Consider the following 13,665-nt stretch of genomic DNA (forward strand, 5'->3'; position numbering starts at 1 on the left):
AGCGGCCCCATCAAGGTGGAGGTGTCCTCCGCGGGCGTCGTCAGCGTCATCGAACAATATCTCAAGCCGGTCGGGTTCACGGGGGCGCCCGTGGCCATCCTCGACGCCTACGCCGCCCTGATGAAGGCGTTGCCTTGGTTGCCGAAGCATCCGGTTGTGCAGTCGGTCGAACTCGGCTATTTCTCCGAAGCCTACTGCATGGTCGAGTCCTATGAGATCGCGCCGGTGTGGCGCATCCGCACGCCGGACGCGGTCGTGTACATCAACGCCTACAACGGCGACCGCGTCGGGAGCGGCCACCTGGACTGCAAGGCGGTGCCGCCGTCCACCGGGAGCTCCTCGTAGCGGCGCGCTCGCACGGCCGAGGTACACTGTAGGAACGTGGGAACGAGGTGCGGAGTTTGAGCAAGATTCTCATTCACGGCGGGCAGCCCCTGCGCGGGCGCGTGCGCGTGAGCGGGCGCAAGAACGCGGCGGTGGCGCTCCTGCCGGCCGCGGTGGTGGCCGAGGGGCCGGTGCGGCTGGAAAACGTCCCCGACATCGCCGACGTGCACACGTACGTGGAGATGCTCGAGGCCATCGGCGTCGACGTCCGCCGGCCGGAGCCGAACGTCGTCGAGGTGGACGCGTCCGATGTCGCCGCCCGCCCGGCGCCCTACGCGCTGGCGAAGAAGATGCGCGCCTCCTATTACCTTCTGGGCGCGCTGCTCGCGCGCACAGGGCGCGCGGAGGTCGCGCTGCCCGGGGGCTGCGACATCGGTGCGCGGCCCATCGACCAACATATCAAGGCGTTCCAGGCGCTCGGCGCGGAGGTGACGATCGAGCACGGCGTCGTGCGCGCGGAGGCGGCGCGGCTGCGCGGTGCGCGCATCTACCTCGACATCGTCAGCGTCGGGGCGACGATCAACGCCATGCTGGCCGCATGCCGGGCGGAGGGGACGACGGTCATCGAAAACGCGGCCAAGGAGCCGCACGTCGTGGATGTCGCCATTCTCTTGAACGCCATGGGCGGGCGCATCTCGGGCGCAGGCACGGACGTCATCAAGATCACCGGCGTGCGACGCCTGGGGTCCGCGGAGCACACCGTGATTCCCGATGAGATCGAGGCCGCGACGTACCTGATGGCGGCCGCCGGCACGCGCGGGGACGTCGTCGTGGAGGGCGTCGTGGCCAAGCACCTGGAGCCGATCATCGCCAAGCTGCAGGAGGCGGGGGCGCACGTGGAGCACGACGCCGACTGCATCCGCGTCCGCGGCGACCGGCGGTTGCGCGCCGTGAGAGTGAAGACGCTCCCCTACCCGGGATTTCCCACGGATGCCCAGCAGCCGATGACGGCGCTCCTGTCCACGGCCGAAGGGACGAGCACGGTCACGGAGACGATCTTCGAGGCGCGATTCAAATACGTGGACGAGCTCAAACGGATGGGCGCGCGCATCCGCGTCGAGGGGCGGACGGCCGTGATCGAAGGGGTGGAGCGGCTGTCCGGCGCGCCCGTGCAGGCGACGGACCTGCGCGCGGGGGCGGCGCTCGTCGTGGCGGGGCTGATGGCCGAAGGCTGCACCGAGGTGACCGGGATCAAGCACCTGGACCGCGGCTACGAGCGGATGGAGGACAAGCTGCGCGGGCTGGGCGCGCGCATCGAGCGGGTGGGGGCGCAGGTCAAGGCGTGAAGCCGCCGGCGCGCTGGCGCGGCGCTCAACGGCTGCCGCGCGCGTTCCGCGAGTCCCCGGAAGGCGACGCGCCGCCCGGTCCCCGTCCCGCGCCGCCGGCACCGCCGGGTCCCATGCCCGTGCCGCCGGCACCGCCGGGTCCCGCGCCCGTGCCGCCGGGCTCGGTGCCCGTGCCTCCGGGCCCCGCACCACCGGCGCCTCCGGGTGGCGTGCCCGCGCCCCCGGGGACTCCGGGCGACTCGCCCGCACCCGGCGCGCTCACGCCCCCGGGGACTCCGGGCCCCGCGCCCGTACCTCCGGGCGCGGCCGGCCCGAGCGGGCTCACGGCCACCGGCTCCGTGCCGCGCAAGAAGACCTCCGTCCTCACCGGCGAGAACGGATTCGGCAGGAGCCCGTCCACGGCCGAGACCTGCAGCCGCACGACGTTGTCCGGCATCGTCCAGTCCGCGGCGGGCAGGCCCGCCGTCGCCGACGCCATGAAGCTGTGCCAGATCGGCCCCGCCAGGGTCGCGCCGGTGCCGCCGATCGGCGCGTAGTGATCGTTCCCCACCCAGACGGCCGCGAGCAGGTTGGGCGTGTAGCCGATGAGCCAGCCGTCCTGGTTCGTGGTGCCCGTTTTGCCCGCCGCCGGGCGGGCGATGCGCACGCTCGATCCCGTGCCGTAGTCGAAGACGCTCTTCAGGATGTCCGTCATCACGTAGGCGACGCCGGGATCGAGCACCCTACGCGTGTGCGGGCCGAACGTGCCCTCCGGCACGATCACGTGGCCGGACGCGTCCTCCACCCGGCGCACCGCGAAGGGTTCGGCCCGCCACCCGAGCGTGGCGAGCGGCGTGTACGCGCGCGCCATCTCGAGGACCGTCACGGCGGACGTGCCCAGCGCCAGCGGGATGCTGTCCTCGAGGGGGCTGGAGATGCCCATGTCTTTCGCCGTGCGAATGACGGACGAGGGATGCACGACGGCCATCCAGCGCGCCGCCACCACGTTCTTCGACTCGGCGACCGCGTCGCGCATGTTCATGGGCTGGAAGGTGTAGTCATCGTCGAAGTTCCTCGGCGTGAAGGGCGGCGCGTCGCGCGTCGGACCGGGGAACGAGACGGGCGCGTCAAGCTGCGTGGCGGTGGGCGGATAGCCCTTCTGCAGGGCGGTCACGTACAGGAACGGCTTGAACGCGGAGCCGGGCTGCCGGTGCGCCTCCGTCACGCGGTCGAACTTCGTGACGTTGTAATCCCGCCCGCCGACGTACGCGAGGATGGCCCCCGTCTGCGGGTCGAGCGCCACCAGCGCCGCTTCCGGTTGCGGCACCCCGTTCGCGTCGCGGCTGCCCACCGGCAGGATGTCCTGCACGGCCGTCTCGGCCGCCTTCTGCATGTCGAGGTCCAGCGTCGTGAAGACGCGGAATCCGCCGCGCGCGAGCGCCTGCGCCACGTCCGGGTAGCGCGTGGCGAGCTCCTCCCGGACGAAGTCCATGAAATAGCCGGCGCGCGCCACGGGGGCGGCCATGGACGCCGTGCGCATGGGTTCCTGGGAGGCACGGCGCGCCGCGTCGGCCGAGATGTAGCCGAGCTCCGCCATCCGTTGCAGGACCACATTGCGCCGCTTCGTCGCGGCGTCGGGGTGGCGGATGGGCGACAGCGTCTCCGGCGACCGGATCATGCCGGCGAGCGTCGCCGATTCGGCCAGGTCGAGCTCCGACACCGGTTTCCCGAAGTAGTGTTCGGACGCGGCCTCCACCCCCCAGGCGGAATCGCCGAAGAACACCGTGTTGAGGTACATGGTCAGGATCTCGTCCTTGGAGTAGCGCTGCTCGAGCTTCAGGGCCAAAAAGGCTTCCTGCAGCTTCCGTGACAGGGTCCGCGACGGCGTGAGGTACAGGTTCTTCGCGAGCTGCTGCGTGATGGTGCTGCCGCCCTCGACGACGCGTCCGGCGACCACGTCCCGGACCAGCGCCCGCGCGATGCCGACCGGGTCGATGCCGTGGTGCTGGTAGAAGCGGTCGTCCTCGATCGCCACGACGGCGCGGCGGAGGTCCGCGGGGATCTGCGACGCCGTCACGTTCGTGCGGTTCTGCGTGAACCAGCTGCCGATGAGGCGGCCGTTGCGATCGTAGAGACGGGTCGCTTCCGGCAGTTGCGTGGAGGGGAGCGGCGTCGCGGCGACGGCCACGCCGACGAGCGCGCCGAGCGCGAGGAGGGCGAGGACGGCCGCGCCAAGCCAACGCAGGAACCGGGGCGGGCGCTGCGCGCGGCCCGGACCCGCCGGCTCTCCGGGGCGCGACGCGTGGCGTGTCCTGCGACGCTCCTTGCGCGATTCCATCGACGGCCTCCCGTGGCGTAGGATGCCCCGGAAGGAAGGAACGCCGACGGCGTCGCCGAAATCCGCCCGGCAACCTGATCACGCCCGTGACCCGAATGGAGGCGATGTCGAGTGCGCGTCGCACTGTTTTCCGACGTTCACGGCAACCTGACCGCGCTGGAGGCCGTTCTGAACGAGCTTGACCGCCTGGGGCCGTTCGACCGGCGCGTCTGCGCGGGCGATGTGGCGCTCTTCGGCCCGTCGCCGGTGGAGGTGATCGAGCGCCTGCGAGACGAGAAGATCAACGTCGTGCGCGGCAACACCGACGACTGGATCACGATCACGGCAGGGCTTCCGCGCGACGACCGCATCGCGGGACCCGCGGAGGCGCCTCCAGCCGAATCCCCGGGCGACCACGTCCGCCTGCACGTGGCCTGGTGCCTGGAGCGACTGGGCCGGGACCACCTGGCCTGGCTCAACGAGATGCCACTGCAGCTGCCCATCTCGCCGGCGGCCGGGGCGGACCTGCTCGTCGTCCACGCGACGCCCGAAAGTTGCCACGCCTCGCCGCAGCTGTGCGCTCCCGGCCTGCCCGCGGCCGAGGCCCGCGCGGTCTTCGGTCGATCCGGCGTGCGGGCCGCGGCCTTCGGCCATCGCCACGAGGCGTTCGTCGCGCCCCACGGCGACCTCACGCTGGTGAACGTCGCACCGGTGTCCATCACGATGGACAGGGCGCCCGCGGCGGCGTTCACGGTGGCCACGTGGCACGGCGACCACTGGACGTTCCAGCAGCGGCGTGTCTTCTACGATCCGGAGCCGGAACTGCGCCGGGCCCGCGAGCGCGACCTGCCCCATCACCCGTGGTGGGAGGCCCTGAGCCAGAGCTGAACGCGGGACAGGCACGCCGGCACGCGCAAAAACGTCCACGGTGTCGACACGTGCGAACCTCAATGGGATGTGAACAGTTATAATACTGGGCGTGATTCGCTGGGCACCGCTGGAACACCGGCCGGTCGGCGCCTCAGTACGAGGAGGACAAGCATGCTTCCGACACCGAAGATCGTCAAGCTGGCCGCCGGGGCCGGCGAAGGCGGGACCAAGCTCACCGCGTTCGACAAGGCGCTGCTCACGGCCGGCATCGGCAACCTCAACCTCATCAAGGTCAGCAGCATCCTGCCACCTGCGTGCGAGTACCGCGAGGAATTCGACGTGCCCCCCGGCTCGCTCACGCCCACGGCATACGGCGCGCTGATGAGCGACAAGCCGGGCGAGCTGATCGCGGCGGCCGTCGGCCTCGGTTTCTCGCATGACGATTACGGCGTCATCATGGAGTTCACCGGCTACTGCGACCGCGACGAGGCCGCGGCCCGCGTGAAGGCGATGGTCGAGGAAGGTTTCGCCATCCGCGGCAAGGAGCTCAAGCAGGTGATCGTCCGCTCGGTCGATCACCGCGTGGAGCGGTTCGGCGCCGTCGTGGCCGCCGCCGTTCTGTGGTACTGAACTCAAGTCCACTGCCTCGCCCCGCGACCCGCGTAAGAAGGAGCGTGAGCCGTTGAACACCTGGTTCACCGAGGACCAGACGAAGAATCTCCGTATCAGCCTGCGCGTGCGGTCCATCCTGCATAAGGAGCGCAGCGCCTACCAGGAGATCGCGGTCTACGAGACCGAGGAGTTCGGCCGCCTGCTCACGCTGGACGACATCATCATGACGACGGAGAAGGACGAGTTCGTCTACCACGAGATGCTCAGCCACCCGGTGCTGTGCGCGCACCCGCGGCCGCGCCAGGTGCTGGTCGTCGGCGGCGGGGACGGCGGCATCGTGCGCGAGGTGCTCAAGCACCCGTCCGTGGAGCGGGTCGTGCTGGCGGAGATCGACGAGCGCGTCATCGAGGTGTCGAAGCGGTACCTGCCGACGATCGCCTCGGCGCTCGACGACCCGCGCGTCGACATCCAGGTCGGCGACGGCATCGCGTACGTGGCCGACCACCCGGACGCGTTCGACGTCATCCTCGTCGACTCGACGGATCCCATCGGGCCGGCCGTGGGGCTGTTCGGCGAATCGTTCTACCGCTCCGTGCGCCGCGCCTTGCGCGAAGGGGGCCTCTTCGCGGCGCAGACGGAATCGCCGTGGTTCAACCAGGAGCTGTTGGAGCGCATCCACCATACCCTGCGGGAAATCTTCCCCGTGACGCGGCTGTACTGGGGCGCCGTGCCGACGTACCCAGGCGGTTTCTGGACGTTCTCGGTGGGCTCGCTCGGCCCGGATCTGGACACGTTTGACGAAGCGCGCGCGGCGGCGCTGGACACGAAGTACTACTCGCCCGAGATGCACCGCGCGGCGCTGGCGTTGCCGCCGTTCGTGCGGCGGGTGCTCGGCGGATGACCGTCCACGAACGTCTGGAGAGCGCCGGCGTCTTCATGGCGGCCGGCGCGTGGGACAGGGCGCGCGTGGGCCTGTTCGGCATCCCGATGGACGCGACGACCAGCTACCGGCCCGGCGCCCGCTTCGGGCCGGCCCGCATCCGCGAGGCGTCCTACGGGCTTGAGGAATACAGCCTCGCGCTGGGGCGATCGCTCGACGAGGTCCCGTTCGCCGACCTCGGCGACGTGACGCTCCCGCTCGGCGACGTCCCCTCCAGCCTGGAGGCGATCGAGGCGGTCGCCGGTGCCGTGTGGGACGCCGGCCGGCGGCCCATCGCCATCGGCGGCGAGCACCTCGTGAGCCTACCCCTCGTGCGCGCGGCGTTCGCGCGGTACCCGGAACTGGCCGTCGTCCAGTTCGATGCTCACGCGGACCTGCGGGAAGACTACCTCGGCGTCCGGCTGTCCCACGCGTGCGTGATGCGCCGGATCGCGGAGTTCGTGCCGCCGTCGCGCCTCGTGCAGCTGGGGATCCGCTCCGCCACGCGGGAGGAGGCGGCGTTTGCTCGGGAGCACACGCGCTTCCACCCGCTGCGGGTGGCGGCGGCGGTGGAGGAGGCGGTCGCCGGGCTGCGCGGCCGCCCCGTGTACGTGACCATCGACGTCGACGTGCTCGATCCGGCCTACGCGCCGGGGACGGGCACGCCGGAGCCGGGCGGGATCGCGCCGCAGGAGCTGTTTGACGCGCTCCGCGCCCTGGAGTCGCTGGACGTGGTGGGCGCGGACGTCGTCGAGGTGGCGCCCACGCTCGATCCCACCGACACGACGGCCGTGCTCGGCGCGAAGATCGTGCGCGAGCTGCTTCTCACCTGCTTCTATCGTTGAGGACAAGAGCCAAGGACAAGAGCCGTCGAGGCGAAGGAGGACGGATCGTGCCCCCGACGTCGGAAGAGCCGCGGGCGCCCGCGCCGCCCCGGCCGATCGCGGAGATGCAAGCGCGGCTGGCCGCCCGCGTGGAAAGCGCCGTCGAGCGCGCCGTGGCGGAAGGCGACCTGCCTCCGTTGGAGGAGCGGCCGGAATTCCGCGTGGAGGTGCCCAACGACCGCAGCCACGGCGACTTCGCCACGAACGCGGCGCTCGCCCTGGCCCGTCCCGCGCGGCTCAATCCTCGGGAGATCGCCCAGGCCATCGTCCGCCGGCTCCCGCTGGAGCCGCCGGTCGCCGACGTGTCCATCGCCGGTCCGGGCTTCATCAACTTCCGCCTGTCGCCGTCGTGGCTGGACCCCGTCGCGCGGCTGGCCCGCCGCCCGGACTGGGGCGACAACGCCGCGGGGCAGGGGCGGCGCATCCTCGTGGAGTTCGTGAGCGCGAACCCGACCGGGCCGCTCAACCTCGTGAACGCCCGCTCGGCCGCCTACGGCGACGCCCTGTGCCGGGTGCTCGCGGCGTCCGGTTACCGGGTCGAGCGCGAGTATTATGTCAACGACGCCGGCAACCAGTTCCAGCGCTTCGCCGACACCGTGCGGGTGCGTTACCAGCAGGCCATCGAAGGCCGCGAGGACGTCGAGCTTCCGGAAGGCGCCTACCCCGGCGAGTACGTCATCGACTACGTCAAGGCCGGGGTGGAGGCGCTGGGCGGCCGGGAGGCCGTCGCCGCCATGCCGGAGGAGGAACGTGTCGAGCGGTTGGCCCGCTGGGCCGTCGACCGCATCATCGACGAGGCGAGGGAGGTGCTGGCGCGCTATCGCGTCCGCTTCGACCGCTGGATGCGGGAGAGCGAGTTGCGGGAGCGCGGCGTCGCCGACGCGGTGTACGAGCGCCTCGTGGCCAGCGGCCACACGTACGAGCAGGACGGGGCCGTCTGGCTGCGGACGACGGCCTTCGGCGACGACAAGGACCGCGTGCTGCGTCGCGCCGACGGATCCTTCACGTACATCGTGCCGGACATCGCGTACCACGCCGACAAGCTGGAGCGCTGCGACATCGCCCTCGACATCCTGGGGCAGGACCACCACGGGTACGTGCCGCGGCTGCGCGCCGCCCTGGCCGCGCTCGGCTACGACACTTCCCGTCTTGAAGTGCTCATCAACCAGATGGTGCACCTCGTGCGGGGCGGCGAGCGCGTGCGCATGTCCAAGCGCCGCGGCGAGTTCGTCACCATGGAGGAATTCCTCGCCGAGGTCGACGTCGACGCGGCCCGTTACTTCTTCGCCGCGCGCGCGCTGGACTCCACCATGGAGTTCGACCTCGACCTCGCCAACCTGCGCAGCAGCGAGAACCCGGTGTACTACGTGCAGTACGCCCACGCGCGCATCGCCAGTCTCCTGGAGCGCGCGGCGGAGGCCGGCGCCTGGCCCGTCGCGGACGAGGCCGGCGTGGCCGCCCGGTTCTCGTATGCGGAGCCGGCTGAACGCGCGTTGCTGTGGGAGATCGCGCGCTTCCCGGAGGAGGTGGCGCAGGCCGCCGAGCTGCGCGCGCCTCACCGTCTCGCCGCCTACGCCCGCGAGCTGGCGGCCGCGTACCACGTCTTCTACACGGACTGCCGAGTGCTGGGAGAAGATCCGACCGTCCAAGCGGCGCGACTCCTCTTGAGCGACGCCACGCGCAACACGCTCGCCCGCTGCCTGGACCTCTTGGGCGTCACGGCGCCGGAGCGCATGTAGACGGCCCGGGCCCATCTGGACGGAACGGCCCATGGCGTTAGGATTTTGGCCGCCTCGGCTCTAGGAACGGGCTTGTCCTCGCCCAAATTCTTAGGGCGCGAGGTGATTCGTTGTCTCGTCTGGGCCAACGGCTGCGGTTGTTGAGAGAACACCGCAACCTCAGCCTGTACGACGTCGAACGACTCACCGGACTCCACTACTCCACGGTAGGCAAGTACGAACGCGGCGTTCGCCGGCCCTCCATCGAGACGTTGCGCGAGCTCGCGCGCGTCTACGAGGTTTCCCTGCGGGAGCTCATCCCCGACGAAGATTCCGACGCGGAGCCCGCGCCGGGCTCCGCTCTCGACCTCGACCGCTGGACGGACCTTCTCCGGGTCCGCCCGGTGCTCGGCCGCCTTCTGGACGCGGTGGCGGGGTTTTCGGACGAGCGCGTGGAACATCTCGTCGCCTTTTTCGACGGTTCCGACGCCGGCGCGGACACCCGGAAGAAGGGGCGCGCGGGCAAGGAGTAACGGCTTCCGCCGCGTTCCGGCTTTGCCGGCCCTTGATCTCCTCCCGCGCCCTGGGCTCCATGCGGCTGGCGTTCACGCGAGCGCCGTCAGCGCTTGAGCTTCGGGTCGAGCGCATCGCGGAGGCCGTCGCCGAGCAGGTTGAAGCCGAGGACGACGATCATGATGGCGAGGCCAGGATAGGTCATCGTCCAGGAGGCGGAGCGGAAGTATTCCTTGCTGTGCGCCAGCATGGAGCCCCACTCCGGCGTGCGGGCGTCCGCGCCGAGGCCGAGGAAGGACAGGCCGGCGGTCTCCAGGATGGCGGTGGCGATGCCGAGCGTGGCCTGCACAAGGACGGGCGCCATCGCGTTCGGCAGGATGTGCCGCAAAAGCACGGAGAGGTGGCTCGCCCCCTCCGCGCGCGCCGCCTCCACAAACTCGCTTTCCTTCACGCCGAGCACCACCGAGCGCACGAGACGCACGTAGTTGGGGATGGCGACGATGCCCACGGCCAGCATCGCGTTCATGAGGCTCGGCCCGAGGATGGCGATCATGAGGATCGCCAGAAGCAGGCTCGGGAAGGCGAGCATGACGTCGACGACGCGCATGGAGACGAGGTCGAACCACCCGCCCACGTAGCCGGACACCGCGCCCCAGACCGTCCCGACGACGAGCGCCAGCCCGACGGTGACGAGCCCGACTTCCAGCGACAGCCGCGCGCCGTAGACGAGCCGCGCGAACATGTCGCGCCCGTTGTAGTCCGTGCCGAGGATGTGCTGCGGCGAGGGCGGCTGGAGGCGTTCGGTGAGCACGCCGTTGCGCGGGTCGTAGTGCGTGAGCCACGGCGCGAACACGGCCACGCCCACGAACAGCGCCACGATCACGAGGCCGGCCAGCGCCCCGCGGTGGCGCAGGAGGCGGCGCACCGGCGGGCCCCACGCGGCGAGACGCGCGCGCCAGCCGCCGAGCACGTCGGCCTGGGCGGCGTGACCGGCGGGAGGCCGGTCCCGGCCGGGACCGGAGCGGGGAAGCGGGTCGGGTTGCGTCATCGTCGGCGTGTCCACGGCGACCTCCCGTCGATCGATCAATCGTACCGGATGCGCGGGTCGACCACGGTGTACAAGAGATCGACCAGCAGGTTCAGGATCACGAAGAGAAAGGCGAAGACGAGCACCGCCCCCTGGACGGCGGGGTAGTCGCGATTATAGATGGCGGCGACGATGTACCGCCCAAGGCCGGGCAGGGCGAAGACGCTCTCGGTGATGACGGCGCCGCTCAAGAGCGAGCCGAACTGCAACCCGATGACGGTGATCACCGGGAGAAGCGCGTTCTTCAACGCATGGCGCCACACGACGATGCGCCCCGGAAGCCCCTTCGCGTACGCGGTGCGGACGTAGTCGTTGCCCATCACTTCCAGCATGCTGGAGCGCGTGATCCTCGCGATGAGCGCCATGGGGATCGTCGCGAGCGCCACCGACGGCATGACCATGTGCCAGAGCCCGTTCCAGAACGCGGCCGTGTTGCCGGCGAGGAGGCTGTCGATGAGGAAGAAGTTCGTGACCTTCGGCACGGCGGTCAGATACTGCACGGAGGCGATGCCCGTCGGCTCGAACCAGTGCAGCTGCACGGCGAGGTAGTAGATCATGAGCAGCGCCAGCCAGAAGATCGGCATCGAGACGCCGAGCAGCGCCACGGACATCCCCAGGTAGTCGACGATGCTGGCGCGCCGCACGGCCGCGGCGATGCCCAGCGCCATGCCGCCGACGACGGCGATGATCATGCTCAGCACCGTCAGCGTGATCGTGACGGGGAGCCGCTGGCCCAGCTCCACCAGGACCGGCGTGCGCGTGACGATGGAGTCGCCGAGGTCCAGGCGCGCGACGGACTCCAGGTAGTACAGGAACTGGACGGGCAGCGGCTTGTCGAGCCCCAGCCGCTGCCGAATCGCGGCGATGGACTCGGGCGTCGCGTGCTGACCCAGGAGAGCCGTCGCCGGGTCGCCCGGGATGAGGTGCAGGGACAGGAACACGACAAACAGGATGCCGAACAGCGTGGGGACCAGGAGAAGCAGCCGGCGAAGCACGTACTGGGTCATGGTCCTTGGCGGTTCGACGCCGGAACTTCGAAGTCCTTTGCCCCGGCCGCGGCGGCGCGGGCAGAACATCAGGCAATAACTGCCGGACGCGGGAACGCGGGCAGAAAGCCGGAGGCGCGTCCGCCCCGGGGGGGGCGGGCGCGCCGCGCGTCGTCGACCGGATCGTGTCGAAGTGGCGTGGACTGGGCGCCTACTTCGCCAGCGACACCTTGTTCAGCTGCTCCAGGCCGAGCGGGCTGGCCACGTACCCCTGCACCTTGGCGCTGGCGGCCACCGGGTCCTCCGCGTAGACCAGCGGCACCCACGGCGCATCCTCGTGGATGATCTGCTGCGCCTGCTCGTAGAGCTGCGTGCGCGTCGCCTGGTCCGGCGTCTGCTGCGCCTTGATCAGGAGCTCATGCAGCGGATCGCTCCGGTAGAAGGCGATGTTCCCGGCCGAGCCCTTCGTGGCGTTGTCCTTGTCCAGGAGGACGTAGAGGAAGTTGTCCGGGTCGCCGTTGTCGCCGATCCAGCCCATCAAGGCCAGCGCGTGCTCGCCGTTCTCCGTCTTGGCGAGGTACGTGTCCCAGTCATACGTGACGATCTTGACCTTCACGCCGATCTTGCTGAGGTCCTGCGCGATCGCTTCCGCGATCTTCGTCGGCTCCGGGAAGTACGGCCGCGGGTTGCTCATCGCCCACAGCTCATACGTCTTGCTGAAGTCGAAGTGGGCCTCCTGCAGGAGCTGCTTCGCCTGCTCCGGATCGTACGGGTAGTCCTGCAGGTTGCTGTGACCCCACATCTTCGGCGGCAGCGGCGTGTTCGCCGGCTCGCCGAGATCGCCGTAGAACGCGTCGACGATGGCCTTCTTGTCGATGGCCATGTTGAAGGCCTGGCGCACCTTCTTGTCGTTGAACGGCGCCTTCTCGACGTTGAAGGCCAGGTAGCCGACGTCGTTGGCCGGCCGCAGGAAGAGCTGCAGGTTCGGGTCGCTCTTGATCGTCGGCACGTCCGACGGGCTGATGCCGTCGGCGAACTGGATCGTGCCGGACTGCAACTCAAGCAGGCGCTCGGAGTTGTCCGGGATCACGCGGAACACGAGCTGGTCGACCTTCGCCGGCTCGCCCCAGTAGTCGTCGTTCCGCTCCAGCACGATCTGGCTGTCCTTGTCCCAGCGCACGAACTTGAACGGGCCCGTGCCGACCGGGTTTTTGAAGAAGTCGGCCCCCCACTTCTGAATGGCCGTCGGGCTCGCGATGGCGAACGGCGCCATGGCCAGGTTCTGCAGGAACGGGGCGAGCGGGTTGCGCAGGGTGAACTTGACGTGCGTGTCGTCGATCACGTCGACCGACTTGATCACGGACTTGTCGTCAAACCCGCCGAACATGTAGGCGTAGTAGCCGAATTCCTCGCCCTCGTACCGGTAAGGGTTCTTCGTGTTCATCCACCGGTCGAAGTTGAACTTGACCGCTTCCGCGTTGAAGGGCGTGCCGTCCTGGAACTTCACGCCTTCGCGCAGGGTGCACGTCCACTCCGTCGCGTCCTGGTTGGGCTCGCAGCCGGTCGCAAGCCCGGGGCCGACGTTCGTGGTGTCGCCCTGGAACTGCAGGAGCGTGTCAAAGATCTGCGTCGTCACCTTCAGCGACTCGCCGTCCGTGACGTTCGCCGGGTCCAGGCCGACGGAGTCCCCGCCGCGGCCCCACACAAGCGTGACCTGGCCCTGTTGCGGGCCGCCTTCGCTGACGGCTTCGCTGCCGGGTTCGCTGCTGCTCGAGGACGGGGCCCCACCGCCGCAGGCGGCGAGCACCAGCATCGCGGCCGTCAAGAGGACGCCCAGCCATACGGAGGTGCGTCGCGCCATGATCCAACCTCCCGTCGAATGAGTGCTTGCGCCGGCATCGTGCGACACCCGCGCGAAGTCAGGACGTTATTCGTGCCGGACATGATGTTTCCTCCGGCGAAATGGCAGACCACACGAGGAAATGAAGGCGGTTTTCCCGACTTCACCGGTGACGCTTCGAGTGGTGCGCACCGGTAAGTCGGAAAAACCGCCCTGCACCGGATCGTGGCCCGGACGGCCACGCCCCCGTCCTCGCCCTCGCCTACGCCC

General features: G+C 70.0%; 12 protein-coding genes. 8 read left to right on the forward strand and 4 right to left on the reverse strand.

Features of this window, described 5'->3' with window-relative positions:
- Together IRZ18_05045 and IRZ18_05050 are read left to right on the forward strand one after the other, a co-directional pair.
- The coding region (locus IRZ18_05045) for a hypothetical protein (protein ID MBX5476476.1) at window positions 1–345 on the forward strand (345 nt) is incomplete at its 5' end.
- A 56-nt stretch (window positions 346–401) separates the two neighbouring features.
- Entirely contained in the window at window positions 402–1,670 is a 1,269-nt protein-coding gene (locus IRZ18_05050) for a UDP-N-acetylglucosamine 1-carboxyvinyltransferase (GenBank protein ID MBX5476477.1), read from the forward strand.
- Between the two features lie 25 nt (window positions 1,671–1,695).
- On the opposite strand, the gene IRZ18_05055 is transcribed toward IRZ18_05050, so the two are convergent.
- Window positions 1,696–3,987 carry a PBP1A family penicillin-binding protein gene (locus IRZ18_05055; GenBank protein MBX5476478.1) on the reverse strand — a complete coding sequence of 764 codons (2,292 nt, stop codon included), beginning with the start codon at window positions 3,985–3,987 and terminating at the stop codon, window positions 1,696–1,698.
- A 111-nt stretch (window positions 3,988–4,098) separates the two neighbouring features.
- On the opposite strand from IRZ18_05055, the gene IRZ18_05060 reads away from it, so the two are divergent.
- The 6 genes from IRZ18_05060 (at window position 4,099) to IRZ18_05085 (ending at window position 9,502) form a co-directional block, all read left to right on the forward strand.
- Window positions 4,099–4,854: a metallophosphoesterase family protein gene (locus IRZ18_05060; GenBank protein MBX5476479.1), complete on the forward strand. Its 756-nt coding sequence runs from the start codon at window positions 4,099–4,101 to the stop codon at window positions 4,852–4,854.
- A 153-nt stretch (window positions 4,855–5,007) separates the two neighbouring features.
- The gene (locus IRZ18_05065) at window positions 5,008–5,466 is read left to right on the forward strand and encodes an arginine decarboxylase, pyruvoyl-dependent (GenBank protein ID MBX5476480.1); all 459 of its coding nucleotides are present in this window, start codon (window positions 5,008–5,010) and stop codon (window positions 5,464–5,466) included.
- Window positions 5,467–5,518: 52 nt separating this feature from the next.
- The gene (gene speE, locus IRZ18_05070) at window positions 5,519–6,349 is read left to right on the forward strand and encodes a polyamine aminopropyltransferase (GenBank protein ID MBX5476481.1); all 831 of its coding nucleotides are present in this window, start codon (window positions 5,519–5,521) and stop codon (window positions 6,347–6,349) included.
- Window positions 6,346–7,212, forward strand: a complete 867-nt coding sequence (gene speB, locus IRZ18_05075; protein ID MBX5476482.1) for an agmatinase — start codon at window positions 6,346–6,348, stop codon at window positions 7,210–7,212. The genes speE and speB overlap by 4 nt, the downstream gene beginning before the upstream one ends.
- 104 nt (window positions 7,213–7,316) lie before the next feature.
- On the forward strand, window positions 7,317–8,990 hold the full coding sequence (locus tag IRZ18_05080; GenBank protein MBX5476483.1) for an arginine--tRNA ligase: 1,674 nt from the start codon (window positions 7,317–7,319) through the stop codon (window positions 8,988–8,990).
- Window positions 8,991–9,100: 110 nt separating this feature from the next.
- A complete protein-coding gene (locus IRZ18_05085) occupies window positions 9,101–9,502 on the forward strand; it encodes a helix-turn-helix transcriptional regulator (protein MBX5476484.1) in 402 nt (133 codons plus the stop codon).
- A gap of 86 nt (window positions 9,503–9,588) precedes the next feature.
- Here IRZ18_05085 and IRZ18_05090 read toward each other — a convergent pair whose 3' ends face one another.
- The 3 genes from IRZ18_05090 to IRZ18_05100 form a co-directional block, all read right to left on the reverse strand.
- Window positions 9,589–10,530: an ABC transporter permease gene (locus tag IRZ18_05090; GenBank protein MBX5476485.1), complete on the reverse strand. Its 942-nt coding sequence runs from the start codon at window positions 10,528–10,530 to the stop codon at window positions 9,589–9,591.
- Window positions 10,531–10,565: 35 nt separating this feature from the next.
- On the reverse strand, window positions 10,566–11,576 hold the full coding sequence (locus IRZ18_05095; GenBank protein MBX5476486.1) for an ABC transporter permease: 1,011 nt from the start codon (window positions 11,574–11,576) through the stop codon (window positions 10,566–10,568).
- A 190-nt stretch (window positions 11,577–11,766) separates the two neighbouring features.
- The gene (locus IRZ18_05100; GenBank protein ID MBX5476487.1) at window positions 11,767–13,416 is read right to left on the reverse strand and encodes an ABC transporter substrate-binding protein; all 1,650 of its coding nucleotides are present in this window, start codon (window positions 13,414–13,416) and stop codon (window positions 11,767–11,769) included.
- Window positions 13,417–13,665 lie beyond the last annotated feature (249 nt).

The sequence above is a fragment of the Clostridia bacterium genome, from assembly GCA_019683875.1.
Lineage (GTDB): Bacteria > Bacillota > Sulfobacillia > RBS10-35 > Bu92 > Bu92.

Coding starts and splice junctions, on each gene's coding strand:
- IRZ18_05055 (MBX5476478.1), bottom strand. CDS start 3,987: ATGGAATCGCGCAAGGAGCGTCGCAGGACACGCCACGCGTCGCGCCCC.
- IRZ18_05065 (MBX5476480.1), top strand. CDS start 5,008: ATGCTTCCGACACCGAAGATCGTCAAGCTGGCCGCCGGGGCCGGCGAA.
- speB (MBX5476482.1), top strand. CDS start 6,346: ATGACCGTCCACGAACGTCTGGAGAGCGCCGGCGTCTTCATGGCGGCC.
- IRZ18_05080 (MBX5476483.1), top strand. CDS start 7,317: ATGCAAGCGCGGCTGGCCGCCCGCGTGGAAAGCGCCGTCGAGCGCGCC.
- IRZ18_05090 (MBX5476485.1), bottom strand. CDS start 10,530: ATGACGCAACCCGACCCGCTTCCCCGCTCCGGTCCCGGCCGGGACCGG.
- IRZ18_05095 (MBX5476486.1), bottom strand. CDS start 11,576: ATGACCCAGTACGTGCTTCGCCGGCTGCTTCTCCTGGTCCCCACGCTG.
- IRZ18_05100 (MBX5476487.1), bottom strand. CDS start 13,416: ATGGCGCGACGCACCTCCGTATGGCTGGGCGTCCTCTTGACGGCCGCG.